Here is a 23,762-nt window from a genome sequence, read left to right as displayed (position 1 = left end):
TTGGCCATTTTTTGAACAGGATGCTCAGAACCCCGTGAATTAAGGCATTCAAGCCATCCCATTGGCTTTTTGAGGTTCAAAATGCCACTCTGAGATAAACCCGTAACTCATTGATTAAACAGTGCGTTAGAACGATGTGTATAACGATATGACCTGAGCATCGTAGTCACGCAGACTTAGATGACCACCCAGAAGCGTTTTGAACCGGAACATGGCCGTTTCAGCCACTGAACGTCGGTGATAGCCCACTTTCTTTTTCCAGGTATCCTTGCTGCCGCTCAGGCGCTGATTTGCAACAGCGTGGTTACGCTCGTGGTAGTGGTCCGGCCAATATTGCGCCCCCCCTTCGCGGCGGGATAAGCGGCCTTATTTTCTTCCTCAGCAGAGCATCATGGCAGTAACCTGTATCGTAAGCGCCGTCAGCCGATGCCTCTCTGATTTTCCGGTGAGTCTGGTTTATCAGTGCCGGTAGAGCCTGGGCATCAGTCGTACCACTGAGCGACAAATCCGCACAGATAATCTCATGCGTCGCACTGTCTACTGCCAGATGCAGCTTACGCCACACCCTGCGTCTGTCGGTACCATGCTGCCGGACTTTCCATTCGCCTTCGCCAAAGACCTTCAGGCCGGTTCCATCAATGACCAGATGTGAGATTTCACCACGGGTTGGCGTTTTTATGCTGATGTTCACTGTCTTTGCTCGCTTGCTGAGCAGCGAATAGTCTGGACAATGCAGCGACAATTTAATCAGTTTAAAAATCGAGCCAACAAAACCCTGTAAAGCCCTCAATGAATCTATGGTCACCCCCATTTTTGCAACACTGATCTTTGATTAATGGTGGGCTTGCTTAAATCTATCCGGCGTCTTTATGGCCAAGGATGCCCGCGCCACGATGAGTTTCGCACCTGATATTCCTAAAAAGGCCATCGGCTTCATTGAGCCATTTTCATTTTTTGGTTTTATATCAGGCCGTTCATGTCATCAATAATCAGTCTTCGCAAAATCAGATGGGTAACTTCGTTAAATTGCTGACTGTTAGACCAGCATTACTGTTCAAACACGGTATTTCGTGTCGTTATTGCCCAAGCTATTCGAGCTAATTTATTTGCTAATGCACAGCACACAACGCAAGAATGTTTCCTGCCCAACTGAGACCTTACCCAATCAGCTAATCTCCTTGATTGATGGTCAATTCTTAGGATAAATACCCGCGCACATTGAACAAGCAATCGGCGAAGGTTTTTATCTCCACGCTTGCTAATACCCAGCAGAGTATTCTTCCCTCCAGTACTGTATTGGCGGGGTACAAGACCGGTGGAAGCGGCAAAATTACGACTGTTTTCATATTGCTTGCCATCGCCTAACTGTGATGACAAAACGCTGGCTGTTATCGGTCCAACACCAGGGATGGTCATTAAATGCTGGCCAGTTTCATCTAGAGAGAGTGCCTGCCCAAGTTCTCTTTCGAGCTCTGCTATCTGCCCAACCAAATATTGGTAATGATCGTGTAATCGAAGCAGCAACTGTGCCAGATAAGGTGGCAAGTCATTATCAGCCAGAACAGCTGAAAGCCTTTTGATTACCGCAATACCTTTCGGCATGCTGATACCAAATTCCAGTAAAAAAGCATGCATTTGGTTAGTCGTTTTAACGTTGTCTCTGACCAACGACTCCCTGACGCGATGCAAGGCTCGCATAGCCTGCTGAGCCTCAGTTCTTGGCTGCACAAACCGCATGGAAGGGCGTGATCCGGCTTCGCATATTGCTTCGGCATCAACGAAATCGTTCTTGTTGCTCTTGACAAAAGGGCGGACAAACTGCGGAGAGATCAACTTTACTTCATGCCCCAGCTCACTGATCCGACGAGCCATAAAATGGGCACCGGCGCAGGCTTCCATTACAACGGTAGTAGGTGTACACGTAGCCAGAAACTCGATGAGTTTGGTGCGGGTAAACTTTTTCCGCAGTAATGCCTTGCCTGATTTATCCTGACAATGAATGTGAAAAGTGTAGTGGCACACTGATACTGGCCACCTGAGCGGAGGTGATATGCTCACCTCATCAACACGACAGGTGACCTCATGGGTAAACATTTTACGGCGGAATTTAAGCTCGAAGCCGCAAAGCTGGTTGTCGACCACGGCTACACATACGTTAAGGCCGCAGAGGCGGTTAATGTCAGCCATTCTGCCATTAGTCGCTGGGTCAATAAGCTTCGCCTTGAACGACAGGGAAAAACGCCAACGGGACTTCCTCTTACCCCTGAACAGCTCGAGCTGCGTGAGATGAAGAAAAAAGTCCAATGCCTTGAAATGGAGAACGAAATCCTAAAAAAGGCTACGGCGCTCTTAATGTCGGACTCACTCAACGGTTCACGGTAGTCGACAGGCTGAGGGCGCGATACCCGGTCACGGCGTTGTGCCAAACTTTTGAGGTACATCGCAGCAGCTACAGGCACTGGCAGGCTTCCGCTAATGAACCCGACGGTGAGCGCGTGGTTAAGTGTAGTCGCGTCATGGAAGCCTGGAACGCCAGCGGCGGCTCTGCCGGCGCTCGAAGTATCGCGACCATCGTCACCGGCAGCTCTGGTGTCAAAATGGGGCGCTGGCTGGCTGGCAAGCTGATGAAGGAGCTGGGTATCGCCAGCTGCCAGCGACCGGCTCACAAATACAAACGCGGCGGCAATGAACACGTTGAAATACCGAACTATCTCAACCGCCAGTTCGCGGTTACCGCGCCGGATCAGGTCTGGTGCGGCGATGTGACCTACATCTGGACGGGCAAATGCTGGGCTTACCTTGCGGTGGTGCTAGACCTGTTCGCCCGCAAACCGGTGGGCTGGGCCATGTCGACCTCGCCGGACTCGGCGCTGACAGTTAAAGCGTTGCAGATGGCCTGGGAACTCCGGGGACAACCAACAGGAGTCATGTTCCACAGCGACCAGGGCAGCCACTATACCAGCCGTCAATACCGGCAAGCCCTGTGGCGCTGCCGGATAAAGCAGAGTATGAGTCGGCGGGGTAACTGCTGGGATAATGCGCCAATGGAGCGGTTCTTCCGCAGCCTGAAGACAGAATGGGTGCCGACAAAGGGTTACAACAGCTTCAGCGAAGCCCAGGACGCGATTATCCGCTACATCACGGGGTATTACAGCGCTATCCGGCCTCACTGGTATAACGGCGGCTTAACTCCAAACGAATCTGAGCGACTGTTCTACATACAGTCTAATGCGGTGGCCAATATTAGTTGACCACTACAGGTGATCTGATCCGATGATTACCCAAACTTTCTATTTATTCAACAAAGCCATCTTTATCCTTTCCTTTTACTTCTCCAGGCAGGTTCCACGTTATTTCCCTGTGCAATTATCGGTTCCTGTCATTTATGGCACAGCCTTTGCTTTATCCCAGTCGTGAAGGTTATTCGAAATGGTGGCGGGCGTAAGTCTGAACTTAATTGGTAAGGGGAAGATAATGAAACTGGTTACTGTGGTGATAAAACCATTTAAGCTGGAAGATGTGCGTGAAGCCTTATCTTCTGTCGGCATCCAGGGGCTCACAGTCACTGAAGTGAAGGGATTTGGACGCCAGAAAGGCCATGCCGAGCTGTATCGCGGTGCTGAATATAGCGTCAATTTTTTGCCGAAAGTGAAAATTGATATTGCTATCGCTGACGATCAGGTTGATGAAGTCGTTGATATGATTAGTAAAGCGGCTTACACCGGTAAAATTGGCGACGGTAAGATTTTTGTTGCTGAACTGCAACGCGTTATCCGTATTCGTACGGGCGAAACTGACGACGCCGCACTGTAATGCTCGCTGACGAAAAATTGGGATGGATGAAAATGAAAATACGTGTCTCTTCATTATTAGGCCTTGCCGCCGCAGAGTTACTTCCGTCGCTGGCAATGGCCGCTGATACACCGGCAATCGATAAAGCGGACAACGCTTTTATGATGATTTGTACCGCGCTGGTACTGTTCATGACGCTGCCCGGCATTGCGCTGTTCTACGGCGGCCTGATTCGCTCTAAAAACGTGCTCTCCATGCTGACGCAGGTTACCGTAACATTCGCAATGGTGTGTGTGCTGTGGGTTATCTACGGTTACAGCATGGCTTTTGCGACCGGTAATGCCTTCTTTGGCGGCCTGGATATGTTCATGCTCAAATGCATTGAGCTGACATCACAATCCGGTACGATTTATCAACTAATTCACGTCGCTTTCCAGGCTTCCTTCGCGTGCATTACTGTCGCGCTGGTGGTGGGTGCAATTGCTGAACGTATCCGTTTCTCTGCGGTGCTGATTTTTGCCGCTATCTGGCTGACGTTCTCTTACCTGCCGTTGACGCACATGGTCTGGGGCGGCGGTTTCCTGGCGGCTGATGGCGCGCTGGACTTCGCAGGCGGTACCGTGGTGCACATCAATGCCGCTGTTGCGGGGTTGACTGGTGCTTATCTGCTGGGCAAACGTGCCGGTTTCGGTAAAGAAGCCTTCAAACCGCACAACCTGCCGATGGTGTTTACCGGCACGGCTATCCTCTATATCGGTTGGTTCGGCTTCAACGCAGGCTCTGCCGCTGCTGCGAACGAAATTGCCGGTCTGGCATTCCTGAACACCGTCGTTGCGACCGCTGGTGCAATTCTGGCGTGGGTTATCGGTGAGTGGATGGCGCGTGGTAAACCTTCTCTGCTGGGTGCTTGTTCCGGTTGTATCGCAGGTCTGGTTGCTATCACGCCAGCCGCGGGAACCGTGGGTGTGGGTGGTGCGCTGATCATTGGTCTGGTCGGTGGTTTCGCTGGCCTGTGGGGCGTAACGGTACTGAAAAGATGGCTGCGTGTGGATGACCCGTGTGACGTGTTCGGTGTGCACGGCGTGTGCGGTATCGTTGGTTGTATCCTGACGGGGGTATTCACCTCTGCATCTCTGGGCGGCACGGGCTACGCGGAAGGCGTTACGATGGCGCATCAGGTTTGGGTACAGCTGTTCAGCGTGATCGTCGCGTTCATCTGGTCCGGTGTTGCTGCCTTCATCGCATTCAAAGTCGCAGACTTGGCCGTTGGCCTGCGTATGCCGGAAGAACAAGAGCGTGAAGGCCTGGATGTTAACAGCCACGGCGAAAACGCTTACAACCAGTAATATCTAAACGATATATAAAACGCGGGCCAAGGCCCGCGTTGTCCTACTCACATCGTCATTCCCGCGAAAGCGGGAATCTTTTACCCGCTAAATGCGTTTATTCTTATAAAGATCCCAGGCTTTCGCCGAGGATGACGAGGGGCAAAGTGACTTTGTTATCACGTCTGGCGCGGGCTTTGGCCCGCGTTTTTTGCTTAGGACTGAGGATAGTGAGCAAGTCATCTCTTTTTAAGACGCATCATGCCGCCGCATGACCCCTTCTTGTACCGTTGAGGCCACCAGAATCCCGTCCCGGGTGTAGAACTGTCCACGAACAAAGCCACGGGCACCTGAAGCTGATGTACTTTCCACGGTGTAGAGCAGCCAGTCATCAAGGCGGAAAGGGCGGTGTGATCTTGACCCACCATCTCCGGACAGCTTTTGTATCTTAAGTTAACGATGCCCGCTGGCGCCGATATTCTCTTGGGGAGTTGTATCCCAGCGCACTGTGCGGATGGTTTTCATTGTAATGATTGAACGCCGCTGCAAGATTCTTCAGCGCTGTTCGCACATCGGGTTTTGGCATGAAGGCGATGTAATCTTCCTTCATCGTCTTCACGAACCGTTCTGCCATGCCGTTACTCTGTGGACTGCTCACTGCTGTTGTGCAGGGCTCCAGATTCCGTTCTCTGGCGAACTTCCGCGTTTCATGCGCTGTGTACGCTGAACCATTATCCGTCAGCCATTGCACTGGTTTATCCGGCAGCGCGCTACCGAAGCGTTTTTCCACCGACCTCAGCATCACATCCTGCACGGTTGAACTGTCATAACCCCTGGTGCTCGCTGCCCAGTCTATGGCCTCCCGGTCGCAGCAGTCCAGTGCGAACGTCACCCGCAGCTTCTCGCCGTTGTCACAACCGAACTCGAAGCCATCTGAGCACCAGCGCATATCGCTCTCTGCTACCGCGATTTTGCCTTTATGCTCCCGCTTCGGACGTTCAGTTTTATCATGCAACAACAGCAGGTTATGCTCGCTCATTATCCTGTAAAGCCGTTTGGCGTTCACCGGTGGAAGTCCCTCTGCACGACGTTGCTTACGCAGGATACCCCACACTCGGCGGTAACCGTAACTGGGCATGTCGCTGATGATACGGAGGATGTCCGATAATATCTCAGCATCAGCTTCGTCATTACGCCGGTTGCTGCGCCTGTCCAGCCAGTCGGCAGAACGGTTAACCCGCAGTGACAGCTGCGCACGCGACACGCTCATGGCGCGGCTGACCAGAGCTATTCCCCGTCCTTTGGCAACAAGGGCGCGTGCGCTATCCATTTTCGCGACTGGCGGTACTCCACTGCTTCTTTGAGGATCTCAACTTCCATCGTCTTCTTACCCAGAAGGCGCTGTAGCTCCCGGACCTGCTTGAGGGCAGTCGCCAGCGCCGAAGCTGGAACCACTTCTTCTCCGGCCGCAACGGCGGTGAGGCTTCCTTCCTGGTATTGCTTCTTCCACTTAAACAAAAGGCTGGGCTGGATGCCATGCAGGCGGGCTACATGGGAGACGTTCATCCCCGGCTCCATTGTCTGCTGAATGATGGCGATTTTCTCTTGCGGAGTTTTACGCTTACGGACTTCTTGCCCTAACAGGATCCCGGTCATTTCAGAATTATCATGATTGTTAGACATAGATCTAAGCCTATCTCTTATCTGGAGATACAGCTACTGTCTGGTGTTACAGGGGGCTACATCAGTTCAGGCAGTAAATGTACCATGCTCTGCGCAATCTCTTGTTCTGAAGGCAAGGATTCGGGCCTAGGGACTTCAGGCATGGTGTTTTGATGTTCAAAGCCGCTCTCCTGGCGTTGAAAAGAAGCGGTCATAAAAAAGATAGGCTTACCGTTTTGGATGACGCTGACACGTCGCGCGCTAAAACTGTTGCCATCGCGCAGGTTCTGCACATCGTAGACAATGGGTTTTCGGCTGTCTCCCGGCAATAAAAAGTAGCTGTGGAACGAGTGCAACCCTCGACCCGCTTCGACGGTCTGTTTGGCCGCATAAAGTGCCTGACCGACCACCTGCCCGCCGAACACCTGGCGTAGCCCTAAATCTTCGCTTTGTCCCCGGAAGAGTCCTTCCTCAATCTTTTCCAACTTCAGCAATTTGAGAAGATGCTGTAGTGCATGGCTCATGGTTGCTCTCCCTTGGCGGAAATAAGTGTTGTTAACGTATAACGGTAAGTCATCAAGCTTCAGCATCGGCATTTTCGAAAAATGATAAATTCAGAATGTTGAACGCTGCCAAATGGCTAATGTGGGTCATACTTTCATTATCGCGTCAGTGTATGCATGCAGCGCAAAACCTTTCTGTTGTGCATTGCAGCTAATGCCTGACGTCGTTACAGACAATAACGAAAGGATACTCGCCAATGAAATTATGGCATATCTTAGGTCATATCGTTATACACATCTTTTGGCCATTTTTTGAACAGGATGCTCAGAACCCCGTGAATTAAGGCATTCAAGCCATCCCATTGGCTTTTTGAGGTTCAAAATGCCACTCTGAGATAAACCCGTAACTCATTGATTAAACAGTGCGTTAGAAAGATGTGTATAACGATATGATCTTAGGTGGTATCTCGTTATCTGTCGTGTTGACTGGCGCGGCGGCAGCAGCGACAACGGTCACCGATTCTCCGACCGCTGCACAAACCCAGCTTGCCATGCCTGCGGTCAGCGGTACCATTAATCTGCATCAGCGCATCGCGCTGCCGCCCAATGCAGCCTTAACGGTTACCGTTTCTGATGCCAGCGTGTCGGACGCACCGTCGCGCGTGCTGGCGCAAAAAGTGGCGTGGACGGACGGGAAACAGGCTCCGTTTATATTCTCCTTGCCGTATAACCCTGCCGACGTACAGCCGAACGCGCGTATTCTGCTTAGCGCAGCGGTGACCATTGATAACCGCGTGGTGATGGCAACGCAGGACATTCCCGCTGTGATCACCAACGGTGTGACGCGTGCGGATCTGCTGTTGATTTCGGTGGAGTCAGTGGCTCTGCCAACGCACTCGCAGGGCGGCTTATTGACCCCCAGCGCCCATACACCGTTAAACACTGAGGGATAACACCTCATGGCTCTCAGGGCGTTTCGCCCTGCCAGCCATAGCGAGTGAGATCGATCTTACACTAACGCGTAAAGGTTATCCCTTCGGCCCTGAGCGCTTCGCGTTGGCGAATGTAATCTGGGCCAGTCAGCGAAATTTCACCATGACGATTTATTACCCGATGCCAGGGAAGCGAGCTGCCTTCGGGCAGCTTTTTTAATACGCCGCCGACCTGGCGGGCAGCGCGTGCGGAACCCGCCAGGCGGGCCACCTCCCCGTAGGTGGTAACCTTGCCCCAGGGGATGGCTGCTACGATATGAAAAACGCGCTGGCGAAAGTTATCCTGCTCCATCGCTACTCCTGTGAATATTACGACTAATCAACATAGTGGCACAGGTGCAAGGGGTTGCAAACGTGTGTTTCGCCGGTCGAGAAACTGAAATCGAATAAGAAAACAACGGTCGGCTGCGGTCAACTTGCAATTGAGGTGCGCATACCCGATAATGCCCACGCTCTGTACCACGCAGAGTCAACGAATCAATGGAGGCCCTGTCGGTTCTCCCGCAACATTACCCTGTGGACTCGGTCAGGTCCGGAAGGAAGCAGCCGCAGCAGGAGACGTGTGTGCCGGGATGTAGCTGGCAGGGCCTCCACCCTTTATATTCACTGCCTTTTTTATTTTCCGCGCTTTTTTATTCTTATTCTCTTCATTCTGTTCTGCGTATTGAATTCGTTTATTGATGACATTCCATCGCTGATGGGGTGCTCTATTGGTATTAAAGCGTTCGTAGATAAGCGTGCTTTGTTGGTCTTTATCTCAAAAACATGATGGTGGTAAGTGCGACAAGATATTGTTGCTTTGGGATAAGTAGAAGGATGATGTAGCCCCCTGTAACACCAGACAGTAGCTGTATCTCCAGATAAGAGATAGGCTTAGATCTGATGTAGCCCCCTGTAACACCAGACAGTAGCTGTATCCCAGATAAGAGATAGGCTTAGATATATGTCTAACAATCATGCTAATTTTGAAATGACCGGGATCCTGTTAGGGCAAGAAGTCCGTAAGCGTAAAACTCCGCAAGAGAAAATCGCCATCATTCAGCAGACAATGGAGCCGGGGATGAACGTCTCCCATGTAGCCCGCCTGCATGGCATCCAGCCCAGCCTTTTGTTTAAGTGGAAGAAGCAATACCAGGAAGGAAGCCTCACCGCCGTTGCGGCCGGAGAAGAAGTGGTTCCAGCTTCGGCGCTGGCGACTGCCCTCAAGCAGGTCCGGGAGCTACAGCGCCTTCTGGGTAAGAAGACGATGGAAGTTGAGATCCTCAAAGAAGCAGTGGAGTACCGCCAGTCGCGAAAATGGATAGCGCACGCGCCCTTGTTGCCAAAGGACGGGGAATAGCTCTGGTCAGCCGCGCCATGAGCGTGTCGCGTGCGCAGCTGTCACTGCGGGTTAACCGTTCTGCCGACTGGCTGGACAGGCGCAGCAACCGGCGTAATGACGAAGCTGATGCTGAGATATTATCGGACATCCTCCGTATCATCAGCGACATGCCCAGTTACGGTTACCGCCGAGTGTGGGGTATCCTGCGTAAGCAACGTCGTGCAGAGGGACTTCCACCGGTGAACGCCAAACGGCTTTACAGGATAATGAGCGAGCATAACCTGCTGTTGTTGCATGATAAAACTGAACGTCCGAAGCGGGAGCATAAAGGCAAAATCGCGGTAGCAGAGAGCGATATGCGCTGGTGCTCAGATGGCTTCGAGTTCGGTTGTGACAACGGCGAGAAGCTGCGGGTGACGTTCGCACTGGACTGCTGCGACCGGGAGGCCATAGACTGGGCAGCGAGCACCAGGGGTTATGACAGTTCAACCGTGCAGGATGTGATGCTGAGGTCGGTGGAAAAACGCTTCGGTAGCGCGCTGCCGGATAAACCAGTGCAATGGCTGACGGATAATGGTTCAGCGTACACAGCGCATGAAACGCGGAAGTTCGCCAGAGAACGGAATCTGGAGCCCTGCACAACAGCAGTGAGCAGTCCACAGAGTAACGGCATGGCAGAACGGTTCGTGAAGACGATGAAGGAAGATTACATCGCCTTCATGCCAAAACCCGATGTGCGAACAGCGCTGAAGAATCTTGCAGCGGCGTTCAATCATTACAATGAAAACCATCCGCACAGTGCGCTGGGATACAACTCCCCAAGAGAATATCGGCGCCAGCGGGCATCGTTAACTTAAGATACAAAAGCTGTCCGGAGATGGTGGGTCAAGATCACACCTTCCGTCACGTCGATGGACATTTTCAGCGCCAGTGCAATCGGGTACTTATCCACGCTATAGACGTAGATCAGCGGGCCGATAAAGTCGTTCATGGACCACATGAACTGGAACAACGCCACAGAAATAATGGCCGGTTTGAGGATCGGGACTACCACATACCACAGCACCTGAAAGGAGTTGCAGCCATCGATTTGGGCAGCTTCTTCCATATCACGCGGCACACCGCGCAGGAACTGGATCAGCATGAAGACAAAGAACCCCTGCGTGGCAAAAGCCAGCGGAATATAGAGCGGCATATAGCTGTTCAGCATGCCCATTTCACGGAACATGATGTATTGCGGAATCAACAACACGGTGCTGGGCAGGAACATGGTGGTGATCAGCGTAGCAAACCAAAAATTCTTCCACGGAATTTCAAAACGGGCAAAACCATAGGCCACGATGGTGGAGGAAATAATGGTCAGTATCACTTTCGTGATCACATACTTGAAGGTATTCAGCATGTAATGACCAAAATTATATTCAGTGCCCGTTTTCCATCCCCGCACAAAACCGTCACTGGTGGGATTCTCCGGCCACAGCCCCTGTTTAGTGAAGATCTCATGGTTCGGCTTAAAGGAGGCCGAGAACATCCATACCAGCGGATAGAGCATCAGCAGACCGACAATCAGCAGAATGGTGTAGCGGATGCTGGCATTGAATTTTTCACGGCGTAACGTCCGACGCACTTCTGCCGCGGCAATCGCTTCAGCGGACGACACGCCCGCGTGGCCCTGAGGTAAATCAGCCATTTTTGCTCCCTTTATCAGCAGAGTAGAACACCCAGTATTTCGATGATTTAAACGCCACCGACGCAAAGATAGCGACTACCAGGAACAGTACCCACGCCAATGCCGCACCATAGCCCAGATCAAAATATTTAAACGCCGTATCATAGATATAAAGCGAGAACAGGTAGGTATAGTCATATCGTTATACACATCTTTTGGCCATTTTTTGAACAGGATGCTCAGAACCCCGTGAATTAAGGCATTCAAGCCATCCCATTGGCTTTTTGAGGTTCAAAATGCCACTCTGAGATAAACCCGTAACTCATTGATTAAACAGTGCGTTAGAAAGATGTGTATAACGATATGAGGTATAGTGGGTTGGTCCACCGCCGGTTATCACATAGGGCGCGGTAAACTCCTGAAACGCCTGGGTGGTCTGCATAATAAAGTTAAAGAAGATCACCGGTGTAATGAGCGGCACGGTCACTTTGATGAACATCTGCCATTTGGTGGCACCGTCAATCATCGCCGCCTCGTACTGCGATTGCGGCACGTTTTGCAATGCGGCCAGGAAAATCACCATCGCGGAGCCAAACTGCCAGACACGTAATAAAGTCACCGACATCAGCGCCAGCGACGGTTCGCCCAACCAGTTCACCGCTTCAATGCCGAGAATGCCAAGGAAGCTGTTCAACAGTCCATCAATGGCAAACAGGGCGCGCCATAGCACGGCAATCGCCACGCTGCTGCCGAGAATCGACGGAATATAATAGGCGGTACGGAAAAAACCGATGCCGCGCAGTTTGAAGTTAAGAACGAACGCAATGCCTAATGCAAACGCCAGTTTCAACGGAATGGTCAGAAAAACATAGGCAAAGGTGACGCCCATGGATTTCCAGAATAACGCGTCTTCCGTCAGCATATAACGGTAATTTTCCACCCCGTTAAATACCGGCGTATTCATTAAATCATATTCAGTAAAACTCAGTACAAACGATGAGACAAAGGGGGTAATGACTCCAATTAGTAGAAGATGTGTTTTTCGATGAAGGCTCCGATGACTTTTTCGTGGATCTCGACGGAGCGCGAGAAGCAAATCGTTTTACGCGCCAGTCGTTTAATGCGGTTACGGAGCGTCAGGTTATTGCGCTCTATGCGTTGCGTGAAGATCTTGCCAGTCAGATGTTTCTGCTTCGGAACCTCTCTTGCATAGCTGCCCCAGTTGTCACTGGTAATCATGCCGATGTTGAACGGTGTCAACAGAGCCAGCAATTCACGGCAGGTCTCATCGGTTCGGGGGCCAAAAGTGTAGGCCAGAACACCGCCCGTTTTGGTATTGTAAGCGTACCAGAGCCAGTGCTGTAGCGCCTGACTGCCAACGAAGCTCCATTGCTCATCAAGTTCACAGATAAGGGCGACGTCGGCGTGAGCAACGGGAGAAGACGTTATCCTGCGGGGCGAGAGCTTTTAAAGCCCGGATGACCGTATTGATGCCGATTTTCAACGTTCTGGCGGTATCGCGAACACCGGCACCGTTGAAGGCCATATCAACGATCTGCTCTTTGACTCCCGGCTTTCGCGCTTCATAGCGGTAGGTAAGCTGGAATACACGGCGACAGCACTGACACCGGAAGCGTTCGCGCTTAGTTGGACTAAGGCCATGTCGATAAACTTTATCTGAATGGCAGCGAGGGCAATGAACAAAAACAGTAACCACGTGGAAACCTCAAATAGCGGCAGAATATCACAAAAGACAACTATTTGAAGGCATTACCCGCGGTGGCAGTTTTACCGCCAGATCGTTAATCCGCACCGGTAATTCAGTACGCAAAGAGCGGTTGGCCGCAATACCGGTCAGAATGGAAAGCGCGCCATCCTGATAATCCGCAGCACGGTTCAACGGATCGGGTTCCGATATACCAAACAGATCGCGCAGCATCACATCATCGCCGCCGGCTTGTCCGCCAACGCCTTGTACCACGGGCACCACGTACGGCTCGTCAAACATTGGGAACACTTTGATTTCACAACCGCGCAGCGCACCTTCGTCTGATTTTTTGCCGCCGCCGTTAACGTAGGATTTTTCGACCAGCTTCATCTCGATACGACCACGGCTGCCGTTAAACACCACGTTCAGCCCTTCCCACGGCAGATAAGCATTTAGTGAGTAGGTCATGATGGCTTTGCTTTTGTAGCGCACAATCACGCCAAGCGTATCTTCAATATTAATGCCATCGTCAAACACGCTCTTATCGCGGTAATAACCATCTTCATGCTCAGCGTTGAGGTACAGCGACGTCAGTTGCTTGCTGTCTTTCATGTGCAATGCAAAGGGATCGTTGCTCGCCACTTCGCTGCCATGGGAACGGTTATAAAACTCGGTCACGCCGCGTTCTTCCGCATTGGCTTTGCCGTAGAAACGCAAATCACCCTGTGCATAGACGGTTTCCGGTTCAGAGTTGAGCCAGAAATTGACCAGATCGAAATAGTGCGTGGATTTATGGACTAACAGGCCGCCGCTGTTACGTTTGTCGCGGTGCCAACGGCGGAAATAATCTGCGCCGTGTTCGGTATTCAGCAGCCATTCAAAATGCACGGAATAAACTTCACCGATAATATTGGCGGCAATCAGCTCACGAATCTTGCTGTGGTGTGGTGCATAACGGTAGTTAAAGGTAACGCGCAGGCTACGCCCGGTACGCGCGACGGCATCCATAATTTCCTGACACTTCTCTTCATCAATGGTCATGGGTTTTTCACTGATAACATCACAGCTCAATTCCATGGCGCGCACAATATAGTGATGGTGCGTGCGGTCAATGGAAGTGACGATGACAAAATCAGGACGCGTTTCCGCGATCATTTTATCGAATTCATCCGCCTTGTACGTTGGCGCGGACTGATGCTCAAACTCGCCAATCATGGCGTTGGCATAATCCATTCGCGTTTGGTTGCTGTCGCAAAAGGCGACCAGACGACCTTCCTGGCGGTAATCACGCGCTATTGCGGTCACGAACAGACCGGAGCGGCCCCCCGTCCCCACTAAGGCATACTTTTTCATAACGACTCCTTAGTTATTAACTGCTTTCACTGGTGTGAACCCTGGCTGAGCATCACCTTGGATCTAAAAAAAACGGTATCCCGATATCACTTTCTGTAACGAATGGCTGACAGCGTGTAACAAGCGCTATCTAATGTGTTGACAGCATCCTATCCGCTCGCTATATTTTCCACATATGGAAATAATTTTTTATATATAGAATTTGAAGTCAGTATAGTGTTCAACAATAAGGTGCACAAGATGAAAAAAAAGCCAGAAACCTGCGTGACGTCTCAAATCATTGAGAAAAATGCAACTGACAACCCAGAAGCAAATGCACCTGTTGACGCTAGCGATGCCCTTTCTCTCGCGACAAAATCCACCGCACCGGCGTTAACCAAAGGGTTTGCGATACTCAATCTGATTGCCAAGGAACCGGGGCTTAACCTGACAGCGATAAAAGACCGGCTGGGACTTCCCTGCAGCAGTTGCCACCATCTGGTAACCACGCTGTGCCAACTGGGTGCATTACAGCAGCAACCAGTGCAGGGGGGATATATTCTGGGGCTGAAGCTGTTTGAACTGGGTACCATCGCAGCAAATCAACGACGCATTGAAGAATTTGCCCTGCCCGCGTTGAAAGCGTTAGCACAGGAGCTTCAATTGACGTGCCATCTGGGCGTGATGGAAGGGAGCGAAGCGGTTTATCTTTTGAAGGTTGAAGGCAACAGCAGCATTCAGGTCAACACCTGGGTTGGAAAGCGCCTTTCACTACACAGCTCCTCACTGGGCAAGGTGTTGCTTGCCTGGTTACCGGAACAGGCTTTAGAAAAAAAGCTTAGCCATATCAGTTGGCAAACGAAAACTGCCAGCACGCTCACCTCGCCAGAAGCCTATCGCCAGCATCTCATCAGTGTACGTCAACAGGGATGGGCGTTTGATAATGAAGAAGATATCGTCAATATTTGCTGCCTTGCTGCGCCGATAACCGACAGCAGCGGACAGGTCATTGCCGCCATCAGTGCGGTTGGCACGGTGCTGGATATCGATCCGGCAAAGCTACAGTGGATTATCGATCCGCTGTGCCGCACTGCTGCCCATATCTCCCGACAACTGGGGAAGTAAAACAGGCAAAAAAAAACGGCGTCGATAAGACGCCGTTAGGGTGATAACAAGCCCGCTGAAAATGGTTATTCCCACCATCTCCGTCATTCCCGTGCACCACCGTCATTCTCGCGCAAGCGGGAATCTCTGACAGGCGAAACGCGTTCATTCTCACGAGATCCCCGGCTTTCGCCGAGGATGACGCGGGGCTTCAGCAGTCTAAGACTTACTTCAGCAACGCGCTGGCTTTTGCCACCACGTTATCCACCGTAAAGCCAAACACCTCGAACAGTTTTTCTGCCGGAGCCGATTCACCGAAGCTCGTCATGCCAACAATCGCACCGTTCAGGCCGACATACTTGTACCAGTAGTCTGCAATCCCCGCTTCGATCGCCACGCGGGCGCTCACCGCTTTCGGCAGCACCGCTTCGCGATAGGCAGCATCCTGCTTGTCGAACGCATCGGTGGACGGCATGGAGACCACGCGTACCTTGTGGCCCTGCGCGCTCAGCACGTCGCTGGCGGCAACCGCCAGCTCTACTTCTGAACCGGTAGCAATCAGGAGCAGGTCTGGCTGACCGTCGCTGTCTTTCAGCACGTAAGCGCCTTTCGCCACGTCCGCCAGTTGCTGCACGGTGCGTGCCTGTTGCGCCAGGTTTTGACGCGACAGGATCAGCGCTGTCGGGCCATCCTTGCGCTCGATGGCGTATTTCCACGCCACCGCGGTTTCTACCTGATCCGCCGGACGCCAGGTGCTCATGTTTGGCGTCACGCGCAGGCTGGCCAGCTGTTCTACCGGCTGGTGCGTCGGGCCGTCTTCACCCAGACCGATGGAGTCATGGGTATAGACGTAGATACTGCGGATTTTCATCAGTGCGGCCATTCGCACCGCGTTACGGGCATATTCCACAAACATCAGGAAGGTTGCGGTATACGGCAGGAAGCCGCCGTACAGCGCCAGACCGTTGGCGATGGCGGTCATGCCGAACTCGCGCACCCCGTAGTGGATGTAGTTGCCCGCCGGGTCTTTATCCAGTGAAACCGAGCCGGACCAGATGGTCAGGTTGCTCGGTGCCAGGTCGGCAGAGCCGCCGAGGAATTCCGGCAGCAGTTTGCCGTAGGCTTCCAGCGCGTTCTGCGAGGCTTTGCGGCTGGCAATTTTTGCCGGGTTGGCTTGCAGGTCTTCAATGAATTTCTGGGCATCAGCCTGCCAGTTGGCCGGCAGGTCACCGACGGTACGGCGTTTGAATTCGGCAGCCAGTTCCGGATAGGCTCTGGCATAGGCGGCAAACGTCTCGCTCCAGACGCTCTCTTTCTGCGCGCCAGCGGCTTTGGCATCCCAGGCGGCATAGATTTCAGCGGGGATTTCAAACGGCGGGTATTTCCAGCCCAGCTGTTCACGTGAAGCGGCCACTTCGGCGTCACCCAGCGGCGCACCGTGGGAATCGTGAGTACCGGCCTTGTTCGGTGAGCCGAAACCAATCACGGTTTTGCACATCAGCAGGGACGGTTTGTCCGTCACCGCGCGCGCCTGTTCGATAGCGCGGGTGATGGCATCGGCGTCATGGCCGTCGACCCCACGCACCACGTGCCAGCCGTAGGCTTCAAAACGAGCTGCGGTGTCATCGGTAAACCAGCCTTCCACGTGACCGTCAATGGATATGCCGTTGTCATCATAGAATGCCACCAGCTTGCCCAGCTTCAGGGTACCGGCCAGCGAACACACCTCGTGGGAGATGCCTTCCATCATGCAGCCATCACCCATGAAGACGTAGGTGAAGTGGTCAACGATATCGTGACCCGGACGGTTGAACTGCGCCGCCAGCGTGCGTTCTGCCAGCGCCATGCCGACCGCGTTGGCAATGCCCTGCCCGAGCGGGCCGGTGGTGGTTTCCACGCCGTCGGGGTAGCCGTACTCCGGGTGCCCCGGGGTTTTGGAATGCAGTTGTCGGAAGTTCTTGAGCTCTTCAATCGGCAGGTTGTAGCCGGTGAGGTGCAGCAGGCTGTAGATGAGCATGGAAGCGTGACCGTTGGAGAGGACGAAACGGTCGCGGTTGGCCCAGTGGGGGTTAGCCGGGTTGTGATTAAGGTAATCGCGCCACAGGACTTCGGCGATATCTGCCATACCCATGGGTGCGCCCGGGTGACCGGATTTGGCTTTTTGCACGCCATCCATGCTGAGTGCGCGGATGGCGTTGGCAAGTTCTTTACGAGAGGACATGCTTTACTCCAGATCGGATTGAACAGATATCTTGCCAAACATACGTTTAACAATCAATACGTTAGCCAGGAAGACCAAAGAGAGATGGCTATAAATGTACATGAAAATGCGGGCGATTGCACATGGAACCATTGGCGAAATAAGAGGATTTCATGGCTATTTTGCGCCAAACAGGATTTTAACTATCATACATGCAACAAAGCCTACTGAAAGTGCGAGTGAATTCGCCGTTTTCCGATATTAAGACCATTCGCTTTCCTCTATTTTGAAACCGAGTTTCATCATAGTGGTCGATAAAAAAGTACATCTTTTCTGCCTTTTCGTAAGCAGAACCTGCATGTGTCTGAAAACCAGTGAGGAAAAAAAAGGTATGAGGATCAGAACACCGCTGTTAGCTCTGACTATCACCAGCCTGCTGAGCGGCTGCCAAAACCTGGATAACAATACGCTGATGCAATCTGGAGTGCAGGCGTTTCAGGCAGCAACACTGAGTGACGCGCAAGTCAAAACGCTCAGCGAACAGTCTTGTGCACAAATGGATAAAGAGGCCAACATCGCTCCTGCCGACAGCAGCTATACAAAACGACTGAACAACATCGCAGATGCCCTTGGGCACGATATCAATGGCACGCCCGCCAACTATAAGGTGTACCAGACTAAAGACGTGAACGCCTGGGCAATGGCCAATGGCTGTATTCGCGTCTACAGCGGGCTAATGGATATCATGACGGACAATGAAGTCGAAGGCGTGCTTGGGCATGAAATGGGGCACGTGGCTTTGGGCCACAGCCGTAAGGCGATGCAGGTAGCCTATGCCACCAGCGCGACCCGCACTGCTGTCGCCTCGGCAGGCGGCGTGGCGACCTCGTTATCACAATCCCAGTTGGCTGATATGGGAGAACAATTGGTTAATGCGCAGTTTTCTCAAACGCAAGAACGTCAGGCCGACGACTACTCTTTCGACTTGCTAAAACGGCGCGGCATCGACCAACAAGGTTTAGCCAGCAGCTTTGAAAAATTGGCCAAACTGGATGCGGGCCGACAAAGCAGCATGTTTGATTCACACCCTGCCGCCGAAGAACGCGCACAACACATTCGCGATCGTATCGCCGCAGGCAAGTAACCCAACCGATACTCTCACCGCAGCGAGGTATCACATCGGTACGTCGCTGCAATTATCTGCTGGGTAATGCCTTCAAATAGTTGGCTTTTGTGATATTCTGCCGCTATTTGAGGTTTCCACGTGGTTACTGTTTTTGTTCATTGCCCTCGCTGCCATTCAGATAAAGTTTATCGACATGGCCTTAGTCCAACTAAGCGCGAACGCTTCCGGTGTCAGTGCTGTCGCCGTGTATTCCAGCTTACCTACCGCTATGAAGCGCGAAAGCCGGGAGTCAAAGAGCAGATCGTTGATATGGCCTTCAACGGTGCCGGTGTTCGCGATACCGCCAGAACGTTGAAAATCGGCATCAATACGGTCATCCGGGCTTTAAAAAGCTCTCGCCCCGCAGGATAACGTCTTCTCCCGTTGCTCACGCCGACGTCGCCCTTATCTGTGAACTTGATGAGCAATGGAGCTTCGTTGGCAGTAAGGCGCTACAGCACTGGCTCTGGTACGCTTACAATACCAAAACGGGCGGTGTTCTGGCCTACACTTTTGGCCCCCGAACCGATGAGACCTGCCGTGAATTGCTGGCTCTGTTGACACCGTTCAACATCGGCATGATTACCAGTGACAACTGGGGCAGCTATGCAAGAGAGGTTCCGAAGCAGAAACATCTGACTGGCAAGATCTTCACGCAATGCATAGAGCGCAATAACCTGATGCTCCGTACCCGCATTAAACGACTGGCGCGTAAAACGATTTGCTTCTCGCGCTCCGTCGAGATCCACGAAAAAGTCATCGGAGCCTTCATCGAAAAACACATGTTCTACTAATTGGAGTCATTACCCGGTTTTCCATGGACCGTATCGCTCAGGTAAATCACGCCATGGGGCACCAGAGCACAGCACCCAGAACATGCCATTGATAATCATGCGATGCTCAGCCCATGGGCGTCCGGCCTGTGGTGTTGCTGGTTCAGCAGGGAGTAAGGGCTGGATGATAGCCCATGCTTCATCGGGAAGGTCGTAGCGAGCCATAGTTCAAAATGATGTAGAAACAAACAGTTAGTATAACTCATGGGATTAAGGGACACTGCCTAGGCATCTTCCAGGTAAGTATAGCCATACAGGCCACTTTCGAACTCATCCAGGAACTGCGACTGAATGTCAGCAGGCAGGTTGGTCTCCTTCACCTGATCGCGAAAACGGGCCATCAGTACCTCGGGATCCAACTGGACGTATTCCAGCATGTCTGCCACCGTGTTGCCTTCATCAGACTCTTCCAGTTCAATAGAGCCGTCCTGGAACACGTAAACATCTACGGTCGCCGTATCGCCAAACAGATTATGCATGTTGCCCAGGATTTCCTGATAGGCACCAATCATAAAGAAGCCCAGCAGCGGTGGATTTTCCGGATCATACGGTGGCATCGGCATAGTGGTCGCGATACCGTCACCATCGATGTAATGGTCGATCGTCCCGTCCGAGTCACAGGTAATATCCAGCAGTACAGCACGGCGCTCAGGCAGTTTGTCCAGGCCTTCTAACGGCAGCACTGGGAACAGTTGATCGATCCCCCACGCATCCGGCATCGACTGGAACAGCGAAAAATTCACATACAATTTATCCGCCATGCGCTCCTGCAATTCGTCAATAATCGGACGGTGTGCGCGGTTGCAGGGATCAAGCTGTTGCTGGATCTGCTGGCAGATGCTGAGATAGAGCTGCTCCGCTTTTGCACGCTGCGTCAGATTTAACATCCCGTGCGTATATTGGGTATGCACATCATGCAAATCCATCTGGCTGTCGTGCAACCATTCACGCAAAGAACGCCGCGTTCCCGGCATTTTGATCTCCTGCCAGGTTGACCACAGGCTTTCCAACGCACGAGGATCGTCCTCTTCCGGCGGCGTCGGCTCGCTAAACTCGTTACGCTCCACCCCAATGATATTGGACACCAGCACCGTGTGGTGTGCAGTAACCGCACGCCCAGATTCAGTGATCACCATAGGGTGCGGCAGACCGTGCTCATTACAGGCATCGCCAATGCCCCAAATCACGTTATTGGCGTATTCGTTCAAGCCATAGTTTACCGAGCAGTCGGATTGAGAACGGGTGCCCTCATAATCCACGCCCAGCCCACCGCCGACGTCGAAACACTGAATGTTGACGCCTAGCTTGTGCAGTTCCACATAGAAACGTGCGGATTCGCGCACGCCCGTGGCGATATCACGAATATTGGCCAACTGAGAACCGAGATGGAAGTGCAACAGTTGCAGACTGTCCAAGCGCCCCGCTTCGCGCAGCATTTCGACCAGTTGCAGAACCTGCACCGCAGCCAGACCAAATTTGGATTTCTCACCGCCGCTGGATTGCCACTTGCCTGAGCCCTGCGAGGCCAGACGCGCACGCACGCCAAGGCGCGGCACCACATTGAGTTGCTCAGCCTCTTCCAGCACCAGTTTAATCTCGGACATCTTCTCGATGACCAGATAGACCTTATGTCCCAATTTCTCGCCGATCAATGCCAGACGGATGTATTCGCGATCTTTGTAACCGTTACACACGATCACGGTGCGCGTCATACCCGCGTGTCCCAACACTGCCATCAATTCAGCTTTTGAACCTGCCTCCAGTCCCAGCGGTTCACCTGAATTCACCAGCGATTCAATCACACGCCGATGCTGGTTGACCTTGATGGGATACACCAGGAAATAGCCACCTTCATAGCCGAAGGACTCACGTGCACGACGAAACGCGGCGTTAATCGAACGCAAGCGGTGTTGCAGGATTTGCGGAAAACAGAACAGCGCAGGCAAACACTGATTGTCCTGCTGCATCTCTTTCACCAGCCGCGCCAAATCGACGCGGGCTTCCGGCACGTCTGGATCCGGGCAAACGCTGATATGCCCCAACTCGTTCACGTCGTAATAGTTGTTGCCCCACCAGGCAATGTTGTACGTCCGTAGCATCTCGCTGGCATTGCGGTCATTCATGGCCACCTCTTGCATAGAGCGCAAATATTCACGTTTACCCGTCGCTGACGAGCCATTTTCAATCATATCGTCAGACATAACGAACCTCTTTACTCATTCCACTCATCACATTACGACCTGTCCCAAAACGCTGTGTCACGTCCATCCACGTTGATGGCGACAGCAGTGAAAAAACTGGCTGCATGCAGTATGCCGCCGTTATGTGACCTTTATTAGTGTAGTAAAACACGCTAGCAGACTCCGTCGCACCCGCGAGAGAAAACGTAACAATCCGTGCCTGCGCAACAAAGGCAGCAGCACACGCGTTGGGTTACACACCTAAAAAACGAGAAAGACAACGCACGCAAACGCGGCAAAAACCCTGAACATAGGCGTATCAGCCTGCCCGGGAGTCCTGCGTTAAGCTCATGGACACGCGACTTCGGGAAACAGCAGAGTTAGAAGAAAAAAAGAAAGGCTGAGTATTTGACGCCGATACGTCAAAAGAAACCTGTTGCGATTGCAACGGACTCGGCAAACCGTGGATCATAAAACTTATCACCTCCGTGCCGCCGCAACGATTGCAGTCAGGCTATGGGTCAAAACAGGGAGCGTACACTCTTTCCGTTACGCTTTACGGCGCACTGCGACCGCTCGCCGTTTATACCGATATGTGGGGGGAAAAGCAAAATGAAAATCACTTTTCGATGGTCTAAACGGAAAAAAACGGCAATACAAAATTTCGATGATAGCCGCCCTGAAACAAAAAACCGCTGGTAATCTGTCCGCCAAGTGACCTAGAATAGCCATCTAGATGTTAATCCATCTATACTGTTTTACTGACACACCGCGACTACTACAGCATTTGCTTTGAAGGTATAAAAACGCATGGCTAAACACCTTTTTACGTCGGAATCCGTTTCTGAAGGGCATCCGGACAAGATTGCAGACCAGATCTCTGATGCGGTTCTTGACGCCATTTTGGAACAAGATCCCAAGGCGCGCGTCGCCTGTGAGACTTACGTGAAAACCGGTATGGTGTTAGTGGGCGGTGAGATCACCACCAGCGCCTGGGTAGATATTGAAGAGATCACGCGTCGTACGGTACGTGAGATTGGCTACGTCAACTCCGAGATGGGGTTTGATGCCAATTCCTGCGCCGTGTTAAGCGCCATCGGTAAACAATCGCCGGATATCAATCAGGGCGTCGATCGCAGCGATCCACTGGAACAAGGCGCGGGCGACCAAGGCCTAATGTTCGGTTATGCCACCAATGAAACCGACGTGCTGATGCCGGCTCCCATCACCTACGCTCACCGTTTGGTGCAGCGTCAGGCTGAAGTACGCAAGAACGGCACGCTGCCGTGGCTACGCCCGGATGCAAAAAGCCAGGTTACCTTCCAATATGATGACGGCAAGATCGTCGGTATTGACGCGGTGGTCCTATCAACACAGCACGCAGAAGACATTGCGCAAAGCGATTTGCATGAAGCGGTGATGGAAGATATCATCAAGCCGGTTCTGCCATCTGAATGGCTCTCTGCCAGCACCAAATTCTTTATCAACCCGACAGGCCGTTTTGTTATTGGTGGCCCGATGGGTGACTGCGGTTTGACCGGTCGCAAGATTATCGTGGATACCTACGGCGGTGCCGCGCGTCACGGCGGCGGTGCGTTTTCCGGCAAAGACCCGTCCAAGGTTGACCGTTCTGCGGCCTATGCCGCGCGCTACGTGGCGAAGAACATCGTTGCTGCGGGGTTGGCCGATCGCTGTGAGATTCAGGTTTCCTACGCCATCGGTGTGGCCGAACCGACCTCAATCATGATCGAAACCTTTGGCACAGAAAAAATTCCAGCCGAGCGTCTCACTCAGTTGGTACGCGAGTTCTTCGATCTGCGTCCTTACGGGCTGATCCAGATGCTCGATCTGCTGCACCCGATTTATCAGGAAGCCGCCGCTTACGGTCACTTTGGCCGCGAGCACTTCCCGTGGGAAAAAACTGACAAGGCCGCACAACTGCGCGCGTCTGCCGGTCTGTAAACACCACAAGGCAT

At 52.5% G+C, this 23,762-nt stretch carries 16 protein-coding genes, 1 other RNA gene and 7 pseudogenes; 10 read left to right on the top strand and 14 right to left on the bottom strand.

The features are described 5' to 3' along the window. Positions 1 to 126: 126 nt before the first annotated feature. A pseudogene (locus tag ACWWJF_RS15020) lies at positions 127 to 790 on the bottom strand (IS5 family transposase); the annotation flags it as partial. Between the two features lie 257 nt (positions 791 to 1,047). Beyond that, positions 1,048 to 2,022 carry an IS110 family RNA-guided transposase gene (locus ACWWJF_RS15015; protein WP_455869886.1) on the bottom strand — a complete coding sequence of 325 codons (975 nt, stop codon included), beginning with the start codon at positions 2,020 to 2,022 and terminating at the stop codon, positions 1,048 to 1,050. 60 nt (positions 2,023 to 2,082) lie between these two features. Between ACWWJF_RS15015 and ACWWJF_RS15010 the strand changes: the two genes are divergently transcribed. From ACWWJF_RS15010 to amtB, 3 genes are all read left to right on the top strand, one after another. Beyond that, positions 2,083 to 3,251 (top strand): IS3 family transposase gene (locus ACWWJF_RS15010; protein ID WP_455868400.1). Its coding sequence is split into 2 segments (ribosomal slippage): positions 2,083 to 2,338 and positions 2,338 to 3,251, totalling 1,170 coding nucleotides; the frame shifts between segments, so codons are not numbered across the junction. A 223-nt stretch (positions 3,252 to 3,474) separates the two neighbouring features. After that, positions 3,475 to 3,813: a P-II family nitrogen regulator gene (gene glnK / locus ACWWJF_RS15005; RefSeq protein ID WP_455871108.1), complete on the top strand. Its 339-nt coding sequence runs from the start codon at positions 3,475 to 3,477 to the stop codon at positions 3,811 to 3,813. A gap of 32 nt (positions 3,814 to 3,845) precedes the next feature. Further along, on the top strand, positions 3,846 to 5,138 hold the full coding sequence (gene amtB, locus ACWWJF_RS15000) for an ammonium transporter AmtB (protein WP_455871107.1): 1,293 nt from the start codon (positions 3,846 to 3,848) through the stop codon (positions 5,136 to 5,138). A 228-nt stretch (positions 5,139 to 5,366) separates the two neighbouring features. Here amtB and ACWWJF_RS14995 read toward each other — a convergent pair. From ACWWJF_RS14995 to ACWWJF_RS14985, 3 genes and pseudogenes are all read right to left on the bottom strand, one after another. After that, positions 5,367 to 5,528 (bottom strand): annotated as a pseudogene (locus tag ACWWJF_RS14995) (acyl-CoA thioesterase II); the annotation flags it as partial. 37 nt (positions 5,529 to 5,565) lie between these two features. Beyond that, a protein-coding gene (locus ACWWJF_RS14990) for an IS3 family transposase (protein WP_455871106.1) occupies positions 5,566 to 6,773 on the bottom strand; the annotation gives its coding sequence in 2 pieces (ribosomal slippage) (positions 5,566 to 6,452 and positions 6,452 to 6,773; 1,209 coding nt in all). A gap of 92 nt (positions 6,774 to 6,865) precedes the next feature. Next, positions 6,866 to 7,303, bottom strand: a pseudogene (locus tag ACWWJF_RS14985) (acyl-CoA thioesterase domain-containing protein); the annotation flags it as partial. A 428-nt stretch (positions 7,304 to 7,731) separates the two neighbouring features. Between ACWWJF_RS14985 and ACWWJF_RS14980 the strand changes: the two are divergent. Continuing rightward, positions 7,732 to 8,235, top strand: a complete 504-nt coding sequence (locus tag ACWWJF_RS14980) for a YbaY family lipoprotein (RefSeq protein WP_455869885.1) — start codon at positions 7,732 to 7,734, stop codon at positions 8,233 to 8,235. A 61-nt stretch (positions 8,236 to 8,296) separates the two neighbouring features. On the opposite strand, the gene ACWWJF_RS14975 is transcribed toward ACWWJF_RS14980, so the two are convergent. Further along, positions 8,297 to 8,566 (bottom strand): MGMT family protein, encoded by a 270-nt coding sequence (locus tag ACWWJF_RS14975; protein WP_455869884.1) that lies wholly within the window; start codon positions 8,564 to 8,566, stop codon positions 8,297 to 8,299. 198 nt (positions 8,567 to 8,764) lie between these two features. Between ACWWJF_RS14975 and ffs the strand changes: the two genes are divergently transcribed. Both ffs and ACWWJF_RS14965 read left to right on the top strand, forming a co-directional pair. Then, positions 8,765 to 8,861: signal recognition particle sRNA small type (gene ffs, locus ACWWJF_RS14970), an RNA gene on the top strand. 383 nt (positions 8,862 to 9,244) lie between these two features. Further along, positions 9,245 to 10,452 (top strand): IS3 family transposase gene (locus tag ACWWJF_RS14965; protein ID WP_455871106.1). Its coding sequence is split into 2 segments (ribosomal slippage): positions 9,245 to 9,566 and positions 9,566 to 10,452, totalling 1,209 coding nucleotides; the frame shifts between segments, so codons are not numbered across the junction. Here the strand turns inward: ACWWJF_RS14965 and ACWWJF_RS14960 are convergent. From ACWWJF_RS14960 to ACWWJF_RS14940, 5 genes and pseudogenes are all read right to left on the bottom strand, one after another. Further along, a pseudogene (locus tag ACWWJF_RS14960) lies at positions 10,452 to 11,285 on the bottom strand (carbohydrate ABC transporter permease); the annotation flags it as partial. The gene ACWWJF_RS14965 and the pseudogene ACWWJF_RS14960 overlap by 1 nt on opposite strands. Continuing rightward, positions 11,278 to 11,457 (bottom strand): annotated as a pseudogene (locus ACWWJF_RS14955) (carbohydrate ABC transporter permease); the annotation flags it as partial. The pseudogenes ACWWJF_RS14955 and ACWWJF_RS14960, both read right to left, overlap by 8 nt. A 174-nt stretch (positions 11,458 to 11,631) precedes the next feature. Continuing rightward, positions 11,632 to 12,288 (bottom strand): annotated as a pseudogene (locus tag ACWWJF_RS14950) (carbohydrate ABC transporter permease); the annotation flags it as partial. Then, positions 12,288 to 12,981, bottom strand: a protein-coding gene (locus ACWWJF_RS14945; RefSeq protein WP_455869883.1) for an IS1 family transposase whose coding sequence is annotated in 2 segments (ribosomal slippage) — positions 12,288 to 12,732 and positions 12,731 to 12,981 — 696 coding nt in all. Because the reading frame shifts where the segments join, the coding sequence is not laid out codon by codon here. The pseudogene ACWWJF_RS14950 and the gene ACWWJF_RS14945, both read right to left, overlap by 1 nt. Positions 12,982 to 13,008: 27 nt before the next feature. After that, positions 13,009 to 14,325: a Gfo/Idh/MocA family protein gene (locus ACWWJF_RS14940; RefSeq protein ID WP_455869882.1), complete on the bottom strand. Its 1,317-nt coding sequence runs from the start codon at positions 14,323 to 14,325 to the stop codon at positions 13,009 to 13,011. Between the two features lie 216 nt (positions 14,326 to 14,541). Between ACWWJF_RS14940 and ACWWJF_RS14935 the strand changes: the two genes are divergently transcribed. Then, positions 14,542 to 15,429: an IclR family transcriptional regulator gene (locus ACWWJF_RS14935; protein ID WP_455869881.1), complete on the top strand. Its 888-nt coding sequence runs from the start codon at positions 14,542 to 14,544 to the stop codon at positions 15,427 to 15,429. Positions 15,430 to 15,634: 205 nt separating this feature from the next. Here ACWWJF_RS14935 and tkt read toward each other — a convergent pair whose 3' ends face one another. After that, positions 15,635 to 17,629: a transketolase gene (gene tkt / locus ACWWJF_RS14930; protein WP_455869880.1), complete on the bottom strand. Its 1,995-nt coding sequence runs from the start codon at positions 17,627 to 17,629 to the stop codon at positions 15,635 to 15,637. A gap of 370 nt (positions 17,630 to 17,999) precedes the next feature. Here tkt and loiP point away from each other — a divergent pair, with 370 nt between their 5' ends. Further along, a complete protein-coding gene (gene loiP / locus ACWWJF_RS14925) occupies positions 18,000 to 18,752 on the top strand; it encodes a metalloprotease LoiP (protein ID WP_455871105.1) in 753 nt (250 codons plus the stop codon). 120 nt (positions 18,753 to 18,872) lie between these two features. Beyond that, a protein-coding gene (locus tag ACWWJF_RS14920) for an IS1 family transposase (protein WP_455869879.1) occupies positions 18,873 to 19,567 on the top strand; the annotation gives its coding sequence in 2 pieces (ribosomal slippage) (positions 18,873 to 19,116 and positions 19,116 to 19,567; 696 coding nt in all). A gap of 15 nt (positions 19,568 to 19,582) precedes the next feature. Here the strand turns inward: ACWWJF_RS14920 and ACWWJF_RS14915 are convergent. Continuing rightward, positions 19,583 to 19,771, bottom strand: a pseudogene (locus ACWWJF_RS14915) (transposase); the annotation flags it as partial. A 59-nt stretch (positions 19,772 to 19,830) separates the two neighbouring features. Then, the gene (speA, locus tag ACWWJF_RS14910; RefSeq protein WP_455869878.1) at positions 19,831 to 21,807 is read right to left on the bottom strand and encodes a biosynthetic arginine decarboxylase; all 1,977 of its coding nucleotides are present in this window, start codon (positions 21,805 to 21,807) and stop codon (positions 19,831 to 19,833) included. Between the two features lie 789 nt (positions 21,808 to 22,596). Here speA and metK point away from each other — a divergent pair. Next, a complete protein-coding gene (metK, locus tag ACWWJF_RS14905; protein ID WP_455869877.1) occupies positions 22,597 to 23,748 on the top strand; it encodes a methionine adenosyltransferase in 1,152 nt (383 codons plus the stop codon). Positions 23,749 to 23,762 lie beyond the last annotated feature (14 nt).

Source organism: Symbiopectobacterium sp. Eva_TO, from assembly GCF_053848865.1.
Note: the sequence above shows the minus strand (reverse complement) of the source record. Positions and strands in the feature narration are given on the sequence as shown.